This window comes from Pseudomonas sp. 2835, assembly GCF_050435905.1.
Taxonomy (GTDB): domain Bacteria; phylum Pseudomonadota; class Gammaproteobacteria; order Pseudomonadales; family Pseudomonadaceae; genus Aquipseudomonas.
This window is the reverse complement of sequence record NZ_JBNDLE010000010.1, coordinates 24,124-41,697: the sequence shown is the minus strand read 5'-3', so window position 1 is coordinate 41,697 and position 17,574 is coordinate 24,124. Positions and strand designations below refer to the sequence as shown.

Sequence of the window (17,574 nt, the reverse complement as noted above, 5' to 3'; positions counted from 1 at the left end):
AGAGAAGACCTACCATGGGTGCCTGGCTTAGCAATATCTCCCTGAAGTACAAGTTCTGGGCCGTGAACGCGGTCGCCTTCGTCACCACGTTGTTCCTGGTGCTGTATGCCGTGCACCTGGAGCAACAGGCGCGGGCCCAGACCGCCCAAAGCAAAGCCGAGGCCCAAGCGCAGTTGCTGGCGGCCTGGCCTGCCGGGCAAGCCCTGCCGAGCGATGCGCTGTGGCTGACCTACAGCCCCGGCCAGGCGCCGCAATACGATGGGCAAAGCCTCGAGGCACTGGCCACGGCCCAGGGCTGGGTCGAGCTCGAAGGCTTGCCGTTGCTCGGTGAAAACCCATTGACCGGCGCCCAGGTGATCAGCCGCGGCGACCAGCAGATTGCCGTGCTCGCCCCCTCCCCTAGCTTGATCCAGGTGTTCACCGATCGTTTCACCAACTACGCGGTGTGCGTACTGATCTTGATGCTGGCAATGCTCTGCGCCTCGCAGTTGTTGATCCGCTTCCTGCTCAGCCAGCTCAACACCCTCAAGGATGTGATGCTGCACGTAGAGAAAACCGGCGACCTGTCGGCCCGCGTGCCGCTGGCCTGCGGCGATGAAGTCGGGCAGATGGCCAGCGCCTTCAATGCCATGCAGACCACCTACCACCGGGTGGTCAACACCGTGGCGCGCACCGCTGCGCAACTGGATTCCGGTGCCGCGCGCCTGGCGGCCAGCATGAACGAGGTGCGCCACGGCATGCTCGGCCAGCAGAGCGAGACCGACCAGGCCGCCACCGCCATCAATGAAATGACTGCCACGGTCTATCACATTGCCCAGCACGCCGGCGCCACCCGCGACCTGTCGCAGAGCGCCGACACCCTGGCCGGCAGCGGCCAGGAGGTGGTCAGCCGAGTGCAGACCTCGATCGCCGGGCTGTCCAGCGGCGTGCAGCAGACCGCCGAGATGATTCGCCAACTGGCCGACGACAGCCAGAAGATCAACGGCGTGGTCGGGGTGATCCACAGCATTGCCGAGCAGACCAACCTGCTGGCCCTCAACGCCGCCATCGAGGCCGCCCGCGCCGGTGACCTGGGCCGAGGCTTTGCCGTGGTCGCCGACGAGGTACGCAACCTGGCCAAGCGTGTGCAGGCCTCCACCGACGAAATCACCACCATGGTCTCGGCGCTGCAGGCCGGTACCCGCGACGCTGTGGACTTCATGCAGGAAAGCTCGTTCAAGGCCGACGACTGCGTACAGCAGGCCCAGGAAGCCGGCGCCGCCCTGGCGGAAATCACCAGTGCAGTGGCGCAGATGCGCGAAAGCAACACGCAGATTGCCGTGGCCGCCGAGCAACAGAGCCAGGTGGCCGAAGAAATGAACCGGGCAGTGGTAAGCATCCGCGACGTGACCGAAGAGACCGTGCAACAGACCGTCGACTCGGCCACTACCAGCAGCGAGCTGGCGACTCTGGCCGGCGAGCTGAACAAAGCCATCGGCCAGCTCAAGCTATAGGCGCCATAGCCGCCATCGATTGGCCCCTTCACCGGGGCCGCACTATTCTTCAGGCAAGACCCTGAGGAACATTTCCATGAGCAAACGCCTGCCCAACCTGCCCGCCTGGCAATGGCGTGGCTACCACCACAACCACCGCAACCCGACCAACCTGGTGCTGCACCTGATTGCCGTGCCACTGTTCATCCTCGGCGTGCTGCTGGTGCTTTCGGGGCTGTTCTCGCTGGACCTGGGGCAACTGGCGGTGGGCATCATCGCCCTGATCGCCGGGCTCGGCCTGCAACGCCAGGGCCATCGCCTGGAAACCGAGCAACCCGAGCCGTTCGCCAACCGCAAGGATGCCGTTGGCCGGCTGCTGGTGGAGCAGTTCATCACCTTCCCGCGCTTTGTCCTCAGCGGTGCCTGGTGGCGCGCCTGGCGCGACCGCCACCGGCATTGAATGGCGTCAGCCGAACACCGTCACGGTCTGGCGACTGAGCGCCAGCAACTCGCCCTTGTCGCTCCACAGCGCAGCCGCCGCATGGCCGTAACCATCGCGGGCATGTTCGGTTTCGACGTGATAGCGGCACCAGTCCAGGGTGGTCAGGCTCGCCACCGGCTGGATGAACTCGATGGTCCAGGTCAGGGTGCTGCCGGTCGCCGGCTTGTTCAGGTGCGACAGCAAGGTCGGCGGCCAGGCATCGACCAGCGCCAGTAAGTGCGCCTCGCTGACCGGCTCTTCACGCTCGGTGTCGCGAAAACGTACCCAGCCGCCCATGTCGCGGGACGTGTTGTTGCTGAACGGAATGCCGCCGATGGCCCAGCGCAGTGACACATGGCGCATGAACTCGGGAGTCACACCCTTGATGTATGGCAGCTCCATGCTCGACTGTTCCAGCGGCTTCATCTCTACCGCCGGCAAGGCCGGTACATCGATCACCGAATCGCGACCGCTGCCAAAGCTGCCCTGCATCAGGGTAACCACCTGGCCGTTCTGCACGGCGCGCCCCAGCAGCGAGCTGACCGCCTTGCCTTCGCGCAACAGCTCCACTTCGAAACTGATTGGCGTTTCCGGCTCGGCCGGGCCGACAAAGGTGATAGCCAGGGAGCGTACCGGTCGACCCGGCGAAGTCTTGGCCAGCATGGCCTCATACAGCAAGGCCGCCATCAGCCCGCCGAAGCAGGCCCGGCCCTGGGCCCAGCTGGAGTCAATGATTACTGACTGCGGATGCTGGCGGACCGCCGTGAGCAATTGGGAGAAGTTCATGCCGACCTCAGCGATCTGGAAAAAACTGATCTTAACCAGCCAGCAAGCGGTCTACAGCACGCATTTCGGCCATTTCAGCGGGTTATCGCTGCGCTAGCTGCGCCTGCAGGCGTTCGAGGGTGGTGTCGGCGCGTTGTTCGGCCTTGGCCAGTTGCGTTTGCCAATGCCTGACGCACGGGGACAGATCGCGTTGCTGCTCGGCTTGCAGCAACCACTGCAGCAGGTCGTGCCAGCTGCCCAGGTCACCCTGGGCGCGCTTGAGGGCCTTCTGCAGGCGCGGGTTGGAGTGCTGCAGTTGCGGGTAGGCTTCGGCCGCGTAGCGCACCCGCTTGATCAGCAGGCGCAGGCGATGGCGGTCGTGGGCGGGATCATCGAGGGCCTGGCGCAGTTGCTTCCACTGTTTTTCCAGGCGTTTGTCGATGCGTTGCTGCAGACGGCGGATCAAACCCTGGCGCTGCGCCGCGCGCAGGAACACCGGGAAGGCGTCGATGATCGCCAGCAGGCGCGCCAGTTCAGCACTGGCCGCGACCCTGGCGAAGGTTTGCTGGCGGTGGGCCAGGCGCGATTGCGCGGCGGCCACTTGCCGACGCTCAAGCAACTGTGCGGCCAACACTTCCCGGTCACGCATGGGCGTGGTCAGGCTCCCCAGTGCCTGGGCAGCCGCTTCCAGCTGCTCGACCCCGGGCAGTTCACGCAACGGGCGCAACAGGCTGCGCAAGCGCCGTACACCGATGCGCAGATCGTGCAGCGCCTCGCCGTCGGTATCGGCGGCCAGGCGCGCCTGGCAGGCCAGCAGGCGTACCTGAAGGCTCAATACCTGGGCAATGACGTGGTCGAGCATGGCCGACGACATGGTTTACTCCTGTAATCAGCGCCCGGCGCGGGATTCACGAATGTAGAAGCGGGCCTTCTCGGCCTTCTTGCTGCAGCCCTCGAAGGCTTCGAACTGCTGCTGGGTTTTGGCCCCGGTCAGCAGCGAAAGTGCCTTGGAGTAGCTGACGGTACCGGCGAAACCTTCGGCCTTGGCCAGGTCGAGCTCTTTCCAGGCCGAGTCCAGCTGATTGGCGCAGCTGTCACGGTAGGCTGTCTTGCCAGCGCAACCGGTCAGGACCAGAGCAATCAGGGGCAGGCAAATCCAGGCTTTCATCGGCAATACCTCAAGAGAAAATGTTCAGGGTGGCGACTTCGACGGTAAACAGCGAGAAAAGTGCCCTGTTCAGCGTAGTCCAGTGCCAGTGACGATTGAAGCACAGACACAATTGGGCGCATTGTTAGACCATGGAAGCAGAACACCGGGGAAGCATCATGAAAAAACGCGTCGCACTGGTTCTGGGTTCGGGCGGGGCCCGGGGCTATGCACACATTGGCGTGATCGAGGAGATCGAACGCCGTGGCTATGACATCGCCTGCATCGCCGGCTGCTCCATGGGCGCGGTGATTGGTGGCATCTATGCTGCCGGCAAACTCGATGAATACCGTAACTGGATCGAGAGCCTGGACTACCTCGACGTCCTGCGCCTGGTGGACGTGAGCTTTCGACTGGGGGCGATCCGTGGCGAGAAAGTCTTTGGGCAGATTCGCAAGATCGTCGGCGAGATCAACATCGAAGACCTGCGCATCCCCTACACGGCAGTGGCCACCGACCTCACCAACCAGCAGGAAATCTGGTTCCAGGAAGGCTGCCTGCACCAGGCCATGCGCGCCTCGGCGGCGATTCCCAGTCTGTTCACGCCGGTCGTGCAAGGCAACCGCATGTTGGTCGATGGCGGCATCCTCAACCCCTTGCCGATCATCCCGGTGGTGTCCAGCCACTGCGACCTGATCATCGCCGTGAACCTCAACTCGACCAACCAGAAGCAGTATCAACTGCCAGTGATCGAACGCCCGGCAGCATTCAAGCTGCGTTTTGACAACCTGATCAACTCCCTGGGTTCGCACTTGCCGTTCCGGCGCAAACCGGCCGAGCAACTGATGCGCATCGAGCAGGAGCTGCAACCGGAGGCAGCGCAGATTCCCAACCCCTGGCTCAGCGATGCCGCCGACCCCGAAGCCCAGCAACCGGCAGCGGCGCCAGAAGCTGAAGGCGCGCCGAAATCGGCGACCGGCTCGTTCATCATCGACAACGTCGGGCCGGCGTCATTGCTGGATTTGATCAACCAGAGTTTCGAGGTGATGCAGACCTCGCTTGCGCAGTACAAGATCGCCGGGTATCCGCCGGATGTACTGATCAACGTGCCCAAGCGCGTGTGCCGGTTCTTCGAGTTCTACAAGGCGCCGGAACTGATCGCCCTGGGGCGGGAGATTGCCCGCGATACCCTGGATAACTATGAAGCGGAGCGGCGTTGATGACTAACAGCATCGCGGGGCAAGCCCGCTCCTACACTTGCTGTGGGAGCGGGCTTGGCCCTACTCCGGTCCGATCAGCCTGTACCCCACCCCGGGCTCAGTCACGATGAACCGCGGCGCCGTCGGGTCATCGCCAAGCTTCTGGCGCACATGGGCGACGACAATGCGCAGGTAATGGCTGTCATCGACGTGGGTCGGCCCCCAGATATCCTTGAGCAATTGCTGCTGGGTAATCACTCGCCCCGGGTGGCTGGCGAGTTGCGCCAGCAGCGCATATTCCTTGCGCGTCAGCGCCACCTCGACGCCGTCCAGGGTGACCTTGCGAAACGCCAGGTCGACGGTCAACGGCCCGAAGCTCAGCGCCGAAGCAGTGGCTGATGCCTGCGGCGCCTGACGCAGCAAAGCCCGCACCCGGGCGAGAAATTCCTGAATGCCAAAGGGCTTGGTCACGTAGTCGTTGGCGCCGTTGTCCAGCGCCTCGACCTTCTGGATTTCACTGGCGCGCACCGACAGCACCAGCACCGGCACCGCGCTCCACTCGCGCAATTCACGCAGTACCTGCTGGCCGTCCATGTCCGGCAGGCCCAGGTCAAGCACCACCAGGTCAGGGCGCGCCAGTGCCGCCTGGGTCAGGCCTTCGGCGCCGGTACCGGCCTCTACCACCTTGTAGCCCTGGGAGCTCAGGCTGATACGCAGGAATTTACGGATTTGCGGTTCGTCATCGATGACCAGCAGGGTCGCACTCTGGCTCATGGGGCTTCGCTTTCAGGCTCGGGTTGGGTCGGCAGCGGCAAGCATAGAGTGATGCAGGTGCCCTTGCCATCGATACCGTCGGCAACGCGGATGTGCCCGCCGTGGGCGCCGATCATGCCCTGGCAGATCGCCAGGCCCAGCCCCGTGCCCTGCCCGCCCCGATCACCACGCGCAGCGGTGTAGAACATGTCGAAAATCCGCTCGCGGTCGGCTTCGGGAATGCCCGGCCCTTCATCGCTGACGGCAAGGCACAGCAACTCGCCGTCGACGCTGACCTGCAGGTCGAGCCGGCCAGCCGCCGGAGAGAAGCGCGCGGCGTTCTCCAGCACATTGATCAGCGCCTGCTCGATCAAGGCCGCGTGCACGAACAACAATGGCAGGTCGGCCGGCACCTCGGTGCGCAGTTGCAACGGCGCCAGCACTACCCGCAGGCGGTTCAGGGCGCTGCCGACGATGTCGGTGGGCGCTACCCAGTCGCGCGCAAGCTTCAGGCCGCCATGGCCCAGGCGGGTCATGTCGAGCAGGTTCTGGATATAGCGATCCAGGCGCTCGGCTTCATTGCGGGTGCCTTCGAGCAGTTCCTGGCGGTCGGCCTTGGGGATCGCCTCGCCGAGGGCCAACAGGCTGTCGATGCTGCCGCGCATGGCGGTCAGCGGCGTGCGCAAGTCGTGGGACACCGAGGCCAGCAAGGCGCTGCGCAGTTGCTCGGTTTCGCCGTGCAAGCGCGCCGATTCCAACTGCTCAGCCAGCCGCGCCCGCGCCAGGGCCTGGGCCAGCGGCTGGCTCAGGGCCTTGAGCAGGCGCCGATGCTGAGCGCTGAGTTGCTCGCCCTTGTGCGGACGCACGCCCAGCAGCGCCAGGCGCGCATCGTCCACCGACAGCGGCCACCACCACCAACGGCCGTTGGGCAGGGTATCACTGCCCAGGCCCGCCGCCTGGTCGTGCTGCCAGGCCCAGTCGGCGGCGGCGCGTTCGTTATCGCTGAACTGCAGGTTGCCGCCGCTGGCCACCTGCAGGCGGCCTTCGGCGTCGCGCTCGAGCAGGCACACCTGCAGGTCCTGCCAGCCATCCAGGTGCTGGCCGGCGGCGGTGAATACCGCCTGGCGGTCGGTGGCGGCGGTGAGCTTGCGCGACAGGTCGAGCAACTGGCTGGTCTGCTCCTGGGTCTCGCGCAGGGCTTGCAACTGCCGGCGCTGGCGCGCCGCCAGGTTACCGGTAAGCGCTGCCATCAAGAGGAAGAACAGCGAGGTCAGTACGTCTTCTTCACGCTGGATGCTGAAGGAGAAATTCGGCGGGATGAACAGAAAGTCATAGGCCAGGAACGACATCACCGCACAGGCCAATGCCGGGCCCAGGCTGCTGCGCACCGCCACCAGCAATACCGCCGCGAGGAACACCAGCGAGATGTTGGGCAAGGCCAATACGCTGGCCACCGCCCAGGCCAGGCCGGTGGCCAGCACCGTGGCGGCGAAGGCCAACAGGTAGTGCCGCCAGACCCAGACCTTTTTCGCCGCGGCACTGGGCGGCTCGGGCTGGGTGTCGCGGTCGAGCACGTTGATTTCCAGGCCATGGGCATCACGCAGCAAGCGCGTCGCCACACCGGCGCCGAACAGCCGCCGGCGCAGGCGATCGCGCGACTGGCCGACCAGCACCAGGCTGGCGCGGCGCTCCAGGGCATGCTGGATCAGGGTCTTGGCCACCTCGCCAGCGCGCAGCAACACCACTTCGCCGCCCAGCCGTTCGGCCAGTTGCTGGGCTGCCTGCAAGCGCTGGCGCGCGGTTTCGTCACGCAGCCGGCCGTTGTCGACGTGCACCAGGGTCCACGGCAAATGACGCCGCTGCGCCACGCGGCTGGCGTGACGCACCAGGCGTTCGGCCTGAGCATCGCCATCGACGCCAACCAGCAGGCGCCCACGCAAGGCCGGCGCATCCTGGCCAAGCTGGCGGTAACCGTGGGCCAGGTCGGCATCGACCTGGGCCGCAGCCGTTTGCATGGCCAGCTCGCGCAAGGCGGTGAGGTTGGTCTGGGTGAAGAATGCATCGATCGCTGCCCGTGCCTGCTCCGGCACGTAGACCTTGCCCTCGCGCAGGCGCTCGAGCAGTTCGCGCGGCGGCAGGTCGATCAGCACCAGCTCGAAGGCTTCCTGCAGCACCCAGTCGGGCAAGGTTTCGCGCACCTGCACACCGGTGATGCCGCGCACCTGGTCGTTGAGGCTTTCCAGGTGCTGGACGTTGACCGTGGTGTAGACGTCGATGCCGGCGGCCAGCAGTTCCTGGACATCCTGCCAGCGCTTGGCGTGACGGCTGCCGGGGGCATTGCTGTGAGCCAGCTCGTCGACCAGCACCAGTTGCGGGCGGGCCTTGAGCAGGCCGTCGAGGTCCATTTCTTCCAGCAGCATGCCGCGGTATTCGCTGCGCAGCAGCGGCTGCTGGGGCAAGCCGCCGAGCAATGCTTCGGTCTCGGCGCGGCCATGGGTCTCGACCACCGCCGCCAGCAGCGCTACGCCCTGGCGCAGTTGGGCGTGGGCGGCCTGGAGCATGGCGTAGGTCTTGCCTACCCCCGGTGCCGCCCCCAGAAATACCTTGAGCCGACCGCGCCCTTCGCGCGGCAGCCCGGCCAACAACGCATCAGCGCGTTCGGAATTGCTCATGCTCACTGCCTGTCCTTATTTCGACGCCGGCGACAGCTGCTCAAGCGCGCTGTTCAGGGCCAGTACATTAACCACCGGCGGGCCGATCAAGGGGTGCAGGGTGGACTGCTCGACCAGTACTTGCAAGGCCTCGGGGGCAACCTTGCGCGCCGCCGCCACCCGCGGCAGCTGGTACGCCACCGCCGCCGGCGACAGGTGCGGGTCGAGGCCGCTGCCGGAAGTGGTCAGCAACGCCAGCGGCACCGGCCCCTGCGCTTCGATATACAGCTGCGCGGCGCTGCTTTTGACCCGCTCGGCCAGTGCCGGGTTGCTCGGCGCCAGGTTGCTGGCACTGCTCGATACCGTGGCGTAGTCACCGGCCGACGGCCGCGACTGGAACCAGCCCTCGCCCTCGAAACGTTGCGCGATCAATTGCGAGCCACGCACCTGGCCCTGGCCGTCACGCAGCAGGCTGCCATTGGCCTGCTCGGGAAAGGCCAGCTGCGCCACCCCGGTGACCACCAGCGGGTACACCGCGCCGGTGATGAATGTCATCAACAGGATCAGGCTCAGGGCCGGACGAATAGGGGTAGTCATGGTCATCTCCTTGGTTCAGACCAGCTTCAGGGCGGTGAGCAACAGGTCGATCAGCTTGATCCCGGCGAACGGCACGATCAGCCCGCCCAGGCCATAGATCAGCAGGTTGCGGCGCAGCAGGTGGGCGGCGCTGGCCGCCTGTACCCGCACCCCGCGCAGGGCCAGCGGGATCAGCACGACGATGATCAGGGCGTTGAAGACGATCGCCGAGAGGATCGCGCTCTGCGGGCTGCTCAGTTGCATCAGGTTGAGCACGCCCAGTTGCGGGTAGATCGCCGCGAACAGTGCCGGAAGAATGGCGAAGTACTTGGCCACGTCGTTGGCAATCGAGAAGGTGGTCAGCGCGCCACGGGTCACCAGCAGCTCCTTGCCGACCTGGACCACATCCAGCAGCTTGGTCGGGTCGCTGTCGAGGTCGACCATGTTGGCCGCCTCGCGCGCGGCCTGGGTGCCGTCGTTCATGGCCATGCCGACATCGGCCTGGGCCAGCGCCGGGGCGTCGTTGGCGCCGTCGCCGCACATCGCTACCAGGCGGCCGTCGTTCTGCTCCTGGCGAATGCGCGCCAGTTTTTTCTCCGGAGTGGCTTCGGCGAGCACGTCATCGACCCCGGCTTCGGCGGCTATCGCGGCGGCGGTCAGCGGGTTGTCGCCGGTGACCATCACCGTGCGGATACCCAGCTTGCGCAGTTCGGCAAAGCGCTCGCGGATGCCCGGCTTGACCACGTCCTTGAGGTGGATCACCCCCAGCAGGCGCTTGTCGGCGCACACCAGCAAGGGCGTGCCGCCGCTCTGGGCGATCTTGTCCACTTCGCGGGCCAGCGGCGCAGGCATTTCCAGGCGCTGCATGGCGACGAAGGCCAGCACCGAATCCACCGCGCCCTTGCGGTAGCGACGTTGCTGGTAGTCGATGCCGGACAGTCGGGTTTCGGCGCTGAAAGCTACAGGCGTGAACTGCTCGGCGTTGGGTTCGTTGAAGTCATGCAACTGGCGCAGGTATTCGACAATCGATTTGCCTTCGGCGGTATCGTCGGCCAGCGACGCCAGCAAGGCGCCCTCGCCAAGCTCGCGGGCGGTGACGCCGGGCGCGGCATGCAGGGCGCTGCAGCGGCGGTTGCCGAAGGTGATGGTGCCGGTCTTGTCGAGCATCAGCACATGCACGTCGCCCGCTGCCTCTACTGCACGGCCGGACCGGGCGATGACGTTAAGGCGCACCAGGCGGTCCATGCCGGCGATGCCGATGGCCGACAGCAGGCCGCCGATGGTGGTCGGGATCAGCGTGACCAGCAGCGCCACAAGGAACACCAGGGGGATGCTGCCACCGGCGAAATGGGCGAACGGCTGCAGGGTCACCACGACCACCAGGAAGATCAGGGTCAGGCCGATCAGCAGAATATCCAGGGCGATTTCGTTGGGGGTCTTCTGCCGCTTGGCGCCTTCGACCAGGGCGATCATGCGGTCCAGGGTCGACTCGCCAGGGTTGCTGGTGATACTGATCAGCAACCAGTCGGAGACCAGCCGGGTATTGCCGGTCACCGCCGAGCGATCACCACCGGACTCGCGGATCACCGGCGCAGATTCACCGGTAATCGCCGCCTCGTTGACTGCGGCGATACCTTCGAGCACCTCGCCATCGCCAGGGATCATCTCCCCGGCCGAAACCTTGACTACATCACCTTTGCGCAGGCTGGTGGCCGGGACAATCTCGAAGCTGCCCGAGGCCGTCCGGCGGCGGGCGCTGAGGCCCTGGCTGCCAGCCTTGAGGCTGTCGGCGCGGGCCTTGCCGCGGCCCTCGGCGAGGGCTTCGGCGAAGTTGGCAAACAGCACGGTGAACCACAGCCACAGGGCGATCTGCACCGCCACGCCCGTGGGCACGCGGCTGTCGGGCAACAGGCACAGCAAGGTGGTGAAGATCGCGGTCAGTTCCACCACCAGCATCACCGGCGAGCGCTTGAGCTGGCGCGGGTCGAGCTTGACGAAGGCCTGCACCAGCGCCGGGCGCCACAGGGCGGCAAAGGTAGTGCGCGCAGCCTCGGGGGCCTGCGCCTTTACTTCAGGAATCGGCATGTTCATCAGTTGTTCCTCACAAGCCCAGGCTCAGGTATTCGGTCACCGGCCCCAGGGCCAGGGCCGGCAGGAAGGTCAGGCCACCGACCAGCAGGATGGTCACCACCAGCAAGGTGACGAACAGCGGGCCGTGGGTCGGGAAGCTGTTCTGCCCGATCGGTGCGGACTTTTTCAGCGCCAGGCTGCCAGCCAGGGCCAGCACCGGCAGGATGTAGCCGAAGCGGCCAATCAGCATGCCCAGGCCGATCATCAGGTTGTGGAAAGTGGTGTTGGCACCCAGACCGGCGAAAGCCGAACCGTTGTTGGCGCTGGCCGAGGTGTAGGCGTACAGCAACTGGCTGAAGCCATGGGCACCGGGGTTGCTGATCGCTGCCGCAGGGCCGGGCAAACTGGCCGCCAGGGCGCCGAGCACGAGCACGCCGACCGGCATCACCAGCAAGGTCGCCACCAGCAACTGCACTTCCCGCGCCTGCAGTTTCTTGCCCAGGTATTCCGGGGTGCGGCCGATCATCAAGCCGGCGAGGAACACCGCGATCAAGACGTTGAGCAGCATGCCGTAGAGCCCGGCACCGACGCCGCCGAAGATCACCTCACCGACCATCATGTTGACCAGCGCGACCATGCCGCTGAGCGGGTTGAGGCTGTCGTGCATGTTGTTCACCGAGCCGTTGGAGGCGGCGGTGGTGGTCACCGTCCAGAGCACGCTGGCGGTGGTGCCGAAACGGCTTTCCTTGCCTTCGAGCGGCGCGCTCTGTTCAACCAGCGGGCTGCTCAGGTTCGGGTTGGCCTGGTACTCGCTCCACAGCGCGGTGCCGCCGCCGATCAGGAACAGCGCAAGCATGCCGGCGATGATCGCCCGGCTCTGGCGCATGTCCTTGACGTAATGGCCGAAGGTGAACACCAGGGCCACCGGAATGAGGATGATCGAAGCCACCTCGAACAGGTTGCTCCAGGCCGTCGGGTTCTCGAACGGGTGCGCCGAGTTGACGCCGAAGAAGCCACCGCCGTTGGTGCCCAGTTGCTTGATCGCAATCTGGCTGGCGGCCGGGCCCAGCGGGATGGTCTGGTCGGCGCCTTGCAGGGTCAGGGCATGGACATAATCGGTGAAGGTCTGCGGTACGCCCTGCCACACCAGCAGCAAGGCCAGCACCAGGCACAGCGGCAGCAGGCCGTAGAGGGTGGCGCGGGTCATGTCGACCCAGAAGTTGCCCAGGGTCTGCGCCGAACGGCGGGCGATGCCGCGGCACAGGGCAACCAGCACGGCGAGGCCGGTGGCGGCGCTGACGAAGTTCTGCACGGTCAGGCCGAGCATCTGGCTCAGGTAACTGACCGAGGCTTCGCCACTATAGGACTGCCAGTTGGTGTTGGTGACGAAGCTCACGGCGGTGTTGAACGCCAGCGACCACTCCTGCCCCGCCAGGTGCTGCGGGTTGAGCGGCAGGTAGCCCTGCAACAGCAGCACGGCGAACACCAGCACAAAGCCTGCAAGGTTGAAGGCCAGCAAGGCCAGGGTGTACTGCTGCCAGCTCTGCTCTTTGCTGGCATCGACCCCGGCGAGCCGGTAGCAGCCACGCTCGACCGGCCCCAGCAGCGGCGACAGCCAGGTGCGCTGGCCCTCCATCACCTTGAAATAAAAACGCCCGAGCAAGGGTGCCGGGAGCAGTACCAGCGCAAAGAACGCCAGCAGCAACGCGTAATCGTAACTGTGCATGGTCGCTCCTAACCCCGATCGGCGCGCAGCAGCGCGACCAGCAGGTAGATCATCAAGGCCACTGCCAGCAGCAGTGACACCCCGTCCAGAATGCTCATGAAAACTCTCCGTCCTTACGGCACGTGCCGCTGACGGTCATTGTCGGTAGAGAGGCTGTAAAGGGGCGAGATCGAGAGGCTGGGGTGGGCATAAAGAATGCGTAAATAACGCGAGCTCAGCGTCGCCTGGATTGCGAGCGCTGCGCGCTCGATCGCGGGGCAAGGCCCGCTCCCACAGGGGCAGTGCATAGAAATTTGTGGGAAGGTTCCTATTCCGCCCAGCGGGGCGCCAGATTTACCTGGCCCCTGAACGCCCAGATCGGATTCGGCTTGGCGCCTTTCGTTATCGCGCTATCCGGCGTTGCCATCGACGTGCATATCGCCTGCTCACGACATTTCGAGGTGATGTGTGCAGCGCTACAGAACAATCGCGGGCTCGAGCAACAAATTCAGCTATGGGGACGCAGGGGCGTTATGTCACGCACCCTGGTGGTTGCATCTGTCAGTGGCGCGCTAGCTTGGCCGACCATCGGTGTTGCCAGGAGGGTGCTGGAAATGGAGGAAACTCGCGAGCTTCCAGCCTACCTGCAGCGTCGAATGAAGGTGTCTTGCTGGCTGACGCTTGTAGGCGGCATCTGGCTGATGGTCGGCGCCGGCTTGGTACAGTTGGGGAGGTACTAGTGAGCCCGGCGTCGCCTGGATTGCGAGCGCTGCGCGCTCGATCGCGGGGCAAGGCCCACATTAGGGCTGCCCCTACAGGGTCTTCCACTGTAGGGGTTGCTGGTAATCGGCAACCCAGCCGATCACCTGCTCGGCCGGCATCGGCCGGGCGATGCAGTAGCCCTGGGCAATGTCGCAGCCAAGGCCCATCAGCAACTGGCCATGCTCGACCGTCTCCAGGCCCTCGGCGATCACCTGGCGGCCAAAGGCGCGGGCCAGGCCGATGACGGCGCGGGTCAGGGCCAGATCGTCCTGGTCATGGAGGATGTCGCGCACGAAGGATTTGTCGATCTTGATGGTCCGCGTCGGCAGGCGCTTGAGGTAGCTCAGCGACGAATAGCCGGTGCCGAAATCATCCAGGGAGAACTGCACGCCCAAACGCTGGCAGGCCTCCAGGCACTGGCTGACGCGCTGGATGTTTTCGATCGCCACCGACTCGACGATTTCCAGGTCGAGCATCGCCGGCGCGACGTCCGGATGACGCCCGAGCAGCAACTGCAGGCGCTCGACAAAGTCGTCACGCTGCACATGACGGGCAGCGATGTTGACGCTGACCGGCCACTGATGATCCTGCGCTTGCCAGCGCTGCATCTGGCTCATGGCCTGGTCGATCACCCACTCGCCAATCTCGACGATCAGGTCGGTCTGTTCGATCTGCGGCAGAAAATCGCCGGGCAGCACCAGGCCCTTGCCCGGGTGCTGCCAGCGCAGCAGCGCCTCGAAGCCGATCACCACGCCGCTGTGCATGTTGACCTTGGGTTGGTAATGCAGGCACAGCTCACCCTGGTGCAGGGCCTGGCGCAGGCGCGCCACGGTCTGGTGGGTGGCCTTGACCTCCTGGTCCAGCGACACGTCGAACAGGTGAAAGCGGTTGCGCCCGCTCTGCTTGGCCACGTACAGGGCCTGGTCGGCATGGCGCACCAAGGTGTCGGTGTCTTCGTTGTCCTGGGGGAACAGGGTCACGCCGATGCTGGCGCTGACGCGAATCTCCCGGTCGCGGATCCGGTACGGCGCGGCGATCGCGGTCAGTACCCGGTCGAGCGCCGCCTGCAAGTGGGTCGGGTCCTGCACATGGCGCAGAATCAGCACGAACTCGTCGCCCGACAAGCGCGCCACGGCATCGCCGCCACGCAAGATGCCCTTCAGACGCGTGGCCACCTCGACCAGCAGCAGATCGCCGCTGGCATGACCGTAGCCATCGTTGACCGCCTTGAAGCCGTCCAGGTCGAGCATGCACACCGCCAGGGGAATGTCCTCGTTGCGCGAGAACTCCAGGGCCTGGTTGAGCAGGTCGGACAGGTAGGCCCGATTGGGCAGGCCGGTGAGCACGTCGTGGCCGACACGCCATTGCAGGGTATGCAGCAGCTGGCGCTTTTCGGTGACGTCGAAGCGAATTGAAACGTACTTGCGCACCTTGCCCGTAGCCGGGTCGATCAGCGGCACCATGGTGCTGTCGACCCAGTACAGCGAACCGTCCTTGGCGCGGTTGCAGATCTCGCCCTTCCACACTCGTCCGGCGACCAGCGCGCGCCACATGCCGATGAAGAATTCCGGCCCGTGCAGACCGGAGTTGAGGATCCGGTGATTAGCCCCCAGCAGTTCCTCGCGGCTGTAGCCGGAGATGCTGCAGAACTGCTCGTTGACGTAGGTGATCCGGCCACTGAGGTCGGTTTCGGAAAAGATCGCGGCGGCATCGACTGCCGCGCGGTAGTTATCGTCCATGAATTCCTCTGCACCCTGGTGGCTAGCGATTGAAACGCTCGACCAGGGCCCGCAGGCCCGAAGAAATGCTTTCCAGTTCGGCGCCGCGGCTGGCCGCGGCATTGGCGTTGTGCGCGGTGGCCTGCACCGTGCTGGCAACCTTGTTGATCTGCTCGGATACGTCTTCGGCCACCGAGGATTGCTCTTGCGAGGCGGCGGCCATCTGCTGGCTCATGTCGCTGATGCGCTCGACAGCCGCGCGAATGCCCTGCAAGGCGCGCTGCGCCTCCAGCACCTTGGCCACGCCCTGCTCGGCCTCGTTGATGCCGAGGCTGGCGATGCTCACCGCCTCGTCGGCGCCGCTGCGCAGGTTCTCGATGATGCCCTGGATCTGCACGGTCGATTGCCGGGTCTTGGCTGCAAGTGCCCGAACCTCATCGGCGACCACGGCAAAACCACGGCCCTGCTCGCCGGCGCGAGCCGCTTCGATGGCCGCGTTGAGCGCCAGCAGGTTGGTCTGTTCGGCAATCGCGCGGATCACTTCGGCGGCGAGCATGATGTCCTGGGTCTGCCCGGCCAGGTGGGTAACCGCCTGGTTGATCTGGCTGACGGTAGTGGCCAGCAACTGGATGGCCTCGCGGCTGGTGCCGGCGACCTGGCTGCCCTGCTCGGCCAGTTGGTTGGCGGTCTGCGCCTGCACGGCGGTCTGCTGCACATGCTCGGCCACCTCGCCGATGGAGGCGGCCATTTCGGTCATGGCGGTGGCGGTCATGTCGGTTTCGGCGCGCTGGTCGAGCAGCGCGGTTTCGGTGCTGCGCGACAGGCGACTGGAGTCACTGGCCGCTTCGGCCATCTGCGTGGCCAGGTCGCTCAGACGGGTGAGCGCGGTTTTCAGCCGCGCTTCTTCGCTGATCAGGATCATCTGCAACTGCGCCGCCGGGCCCAGTTGATCGCTGTAAGCCAGGGCGCTGATCTGGTCGGCAAAGGTATGCGTCGAACACGCGACGATCTGCCCGAGCTGACGGCCCAGGCGGCCGTGGGCCCAGAGGCCGAGCAGCGCGAACAGGCCCAGGGTAATGCCCTGCCCCGGCCAGCCTGGCAGCATCTGGTTGGCCGCCACGGCCAGTGCGCCGGCAGCCAGGGGCAGGCTCATCACCTGGCTCAACTGGGCCAGCCGGCGCCCGGTCGACACCGCCGGCTTACCTTCACGCAGGCGTGCATACAGCGCTTCGGCACGGCGAACCTGCTCGCGGGTCGGCTTGACCCGCACCGACTCGTAGCCAACCAGGCGGCCGTCTTCAAGGATCGGCGTAACATAAGCGCTGACCCAGTAGAAATTGCCGTTCTTGCAGCGGTTCTTGACAATCCCCATCCAGCTCTGGCCGGTCTTGAGGTATTGCCACATCAAGGCAAACACCGCCGGCGGCATGTCCGGATGGCGAACCAGATTGTGCGGGCTACCGATCAGCTCGGCCTGGCTGAACCCGCTCATGGCGGCGAATTCGGCGTTGCAGTAGGTGATATTGCTGGCGGTGTCGGTGGCGGAAATAAGCCGCTGATCCTCGCCGAAAGTCTGTTCGACCGAGGTAACCGGCATGTTGAGACGCACGATAAAGCTCCATTTGCAGTGGTCTGCCAGGTTGTCCTGTGCAGCGCACAAACCATTCGTCCGACACCGAGATCAGCCTTCTGCCGGGGTGCTTTGCTGAATAGTCTCAGCTGGCTGACCCCGGTTGAAACTCGATGACTTTTGACCTGTCCAAACGGTCAATTCTACGAATTACATCACATTATGCAAACAAAGGTGATGAATTGTGGCGTTGTCTCTTGCGGATAGATATCGTTAAGTTCTTGATTCTAAATGGGAATTAAGCGATGACAATTTCAAGTTTGGGTTCGGCCATCAGACGTTACCGCAAGGTAGCCGGGCTCACTCAGGCTGAACTTGGCGAGAAAACCGGTTTTGACCCCAAGACCATCAGTCGCTTCGAAACCGGCACCTACACTCCCAGCGTGGAAGCCCTGCTGACCTTTGCCGAGGTACTGGGCATCAAACTCAAAGCCTTCTTCGCCGAGCAGGACGACGAAGACGAGCAACGTGCCTACCTCTTTGGTGTCATTCACAAGGCCCCACGCCAGGACCTGGGCAAGCTGATTGCGGCGGTGGACCTGGCCATGTCCAAGCCTTAGCCCCGGCAAAACGAAAAAAGCGGCAGGCTCGTCCTGCCGCTTTTTTTGCCCGGGCATTGCACCGCAACTGGTCAGACCGGTAAAG

The 17,574-nt window shown here is 65.0% G+C and carries 15 protein-coding genes and 1 pseudogene; 4 read left to right on the top strand and 12 right to left on the bottom strand.

Annotation, left to right across the window (positions count from 1 at the left end):
• Positions 1 to 14 precede the first annotated feature (14 nt).
• Both ABIE20_RS16300 and ABIE20_RS16295 read left to right on the top strand, forming a co-directional pair.
• Positions 15 to 1,493: a methyl-accepting chemotaxis protein gene (locus ABIE20_RS16300; RefSeq protein WP_429505926.1), complete on the top strand. Its 1,479-nt coding sequence runs from the start codon at positions 15 to 17 to the stop codon at positions 1,491 to 1,493.
• Between the two features lie 76 nt (positions 1,494 to 1,569).
• The gene (locus ABIE20_RS16295) at positions 1,570 to 1,932 is read left to right on the top strand and encodes an Mpo1-like protein (protein ID WP_429505924.1); all 363 of its coding nucleotides are present in this window, start codon (positions 1,570 to 1,572) and stop codon (positions 1,930 to 1,932) included.
• 6 nt (positions 1,933 to 1,938) lie between these two features.
• Here the strand turns inward: ABIE20_RS16295 and ABIE20_RS16290 are convergent, their stop codons facing one another.
• The 3 genes from ABIE20_RS16290 to ABIE20_RS16280 all read right to left on the bottom strand — a co-directional run bounded on the left by ABIE20_RS16290 (position 1,939) and on the right by ABIE20_RS16280 (position 3,886).
• On the bottom strand, positions 1,939 to 2,739 hold the full coding sequence (locus ABIE20_RS16290; protein WP_429505922.1) for an acyl-CoA thioesterase: 801 nt from the start codon (positions 2,737 to 2,739) through the stop codon (positions 1,939 to 1,941).
• Positions 2,740 to 2,821: 82 nt separating this feature from the next.
• Positions 2,822 to 3,592, bottom strand: a complete 771-nt coding sequence (locus tag ABIE20_RS16285) for a CHAD domain-containing protein (RefSeq protein ID WP_429505921.1) — start codon at positions 3,590 to 3,592, stop codon at positions 2,822 to 2,824.
• Positions 3,593 to 3,607: 15 nt separating this feature from the next.
• Positions 3,608 to 3,886, bottom strand: a complete 279-nt coding sequence (locus tag ABIE20_RS16280; RefSeq protein ID WP_028941416.1) for a hypothetical protein — start codon at positions 3,884 to 3,886, stop codon at positions 3,608 to 3,610.
• A 158-nt stretch (positions 3,887 to 4,044) separates the two neighbouring features.
• On the opposite strand from ABIE20_RS16280, the gene ABIE20_RS16275 reads away from it, so the two are divergent.
• Complete coding sequence (locus tag ABIE20_RS16275; protein ID WP_429505919.1) at positions 4,045 to 5,085, top strand: patatin-like phospholipase family protein; 1,041 nt, start codon at positions 4,045 to 4,047, stop codon at positions 5,083 to 5,085.
• 60 nt (positions 5,086 to 5,145) lie between these two features.
• On the opposite strand, the gene ABIE20_RS16270 is transcribed toward ABIE20_RS16275, so the two are convergent.
• The 9 genes and pseudogenes from ABIE20_RS16270 to ABIE20_RS16230 all read right to left on the bottom strand — a co-directional run.
• On the bottom strand, positions 5,146 to 5,838 hold the full coding sequence (locus tag ABIE20_RS16270) for a response regulator (RefSeq protein WP_429505918.1): 693 nt from the start codon (positions 5,836 to 5,838) through the stop codon (positions 5,146 to 5,148).
• Positions 5,835 to 8,489, bottom strand: coding sequence for a DUF4118 domain-containing protein (locus ABIE20_RS16265; RefSeq protein WP_429505917.1), 2,655 nt, complete (start codon positions 8,487 to 8,489; stop codon positions 5,835 to 5,837). The genes ABIE20_RS16270 and ABIE20_RS16265 overlap by 4 nt, the downstream gene beginning before the upstream one ends.
• A 15-nt stretch (positions 8,490 to 8,504) precedes the next feature.
• Positions 8,505 to 9,065: a potassium-transporting ATPase subunit KdpC gene (kdpC, locus tag ABIE20_RS16260; RefSeq protein ID WP_429505916.1), complete on the bottom strand. Its 561-nt coding sequence runs from the start codon at positions 9,063 to 9,065 to the stop codon at positions 8,505 to 8,507.
• Between the two features lie 15 nt (positions 9,066 to 9,080).
• On the bottom strand, positions 9,081 to 11,135 hold the full coding sequence (kdpB, locus tag ABIE20_RS16255; protein ID WP_429505915.1) for a potassium-transporting ATPase subunit KdpB: 2,055 nt from the start codon (positions 11,133 to 11,135) through the stop codon (positions 9,081 to 9,083).
• Positions 11,136 to 11,145: 10 nt separating this feature from the next.
• The gene (kdpA, locus tag ABIE20_RS16250; RefSeq protein WP_429505914.1) at positions 11,146 to 12,840 is read right to left on the bottom strand and encodes a potassium-transporting ATPase subunit KdpA; all 1,695 of its coding nucleotides are present in this window, start codon (positions 12,838 to 12,840) and stop codon (positions 11,146 to 11,148) included.
• 8 nt (positions 12,841 to 12,848) lie between these two features.
• Positions 12,849 to 12,938: a K(+)-transporting ATPase subunit F gene (gene kdpF / locus ABIE20_RS16245; protein ID WP_036996387.1), complete on the bottom strand. Its 90-nt coding sequence runs from the start codon at positions 12,936 to 12,938 to the stop codon at positions 12,849 to 12,851.
• Positions 12,939 to 13,631: 693 nt separating this feature from the next.
• Positions 13,632 to 15,320, bottom strand: a complete 1,689-nt coding sequence (locus ABIE20_RS16240) for a putative bifunctional diguanylate cyclase/phosphodiesterase (protein ID WP_429505912.1) — start codon at positions 15,318 to 15,320, stop codon at positions 13,632 to 13,634.
• 22 nt (positions 15,321 to 15,342) lie between these two features.
• Positions 15,343 to 16,404, bottom strand: coding sequence for a methyl-accepting chemotaxis protein (locus ABIE20_RS16235; RefSeq protein ID WP_429506050.1), 1,062 nt, complete (start codon positions 16,402 to 16,404; stop codon positions 15,343 to 15,345).
• A 222-nt stretch (positions 16,405 to 16,626) separates the two neighbouring features.
• Positions 16,627 to 16,791 (bottom strand): annotated as a pseudogene (locus tag ABIE20_RS16230) (PAS domain-containing protein); the annotation flags it as partial.
• A 383-nt stretch (positions 16,792 to 17,174) separates the two neighbouring features.
• On the opposite strand from ABIE20_RS16230, the gene ABIE20_RS16225 reads away from it, so the two are divergent.
• A complete protein-coding gene (locus tag ABIE20_RS16225) occupies positions 17,175 to 17,489 on the top strand; it encodes a helix-turn-helix domain-containing protein (RefSeq protein ID WP_429505910.1) in 315 nt (104 codons plus the stop codon).
• Positions 17,490 to 17,574 lie beyond the last annotated feature (85 nt).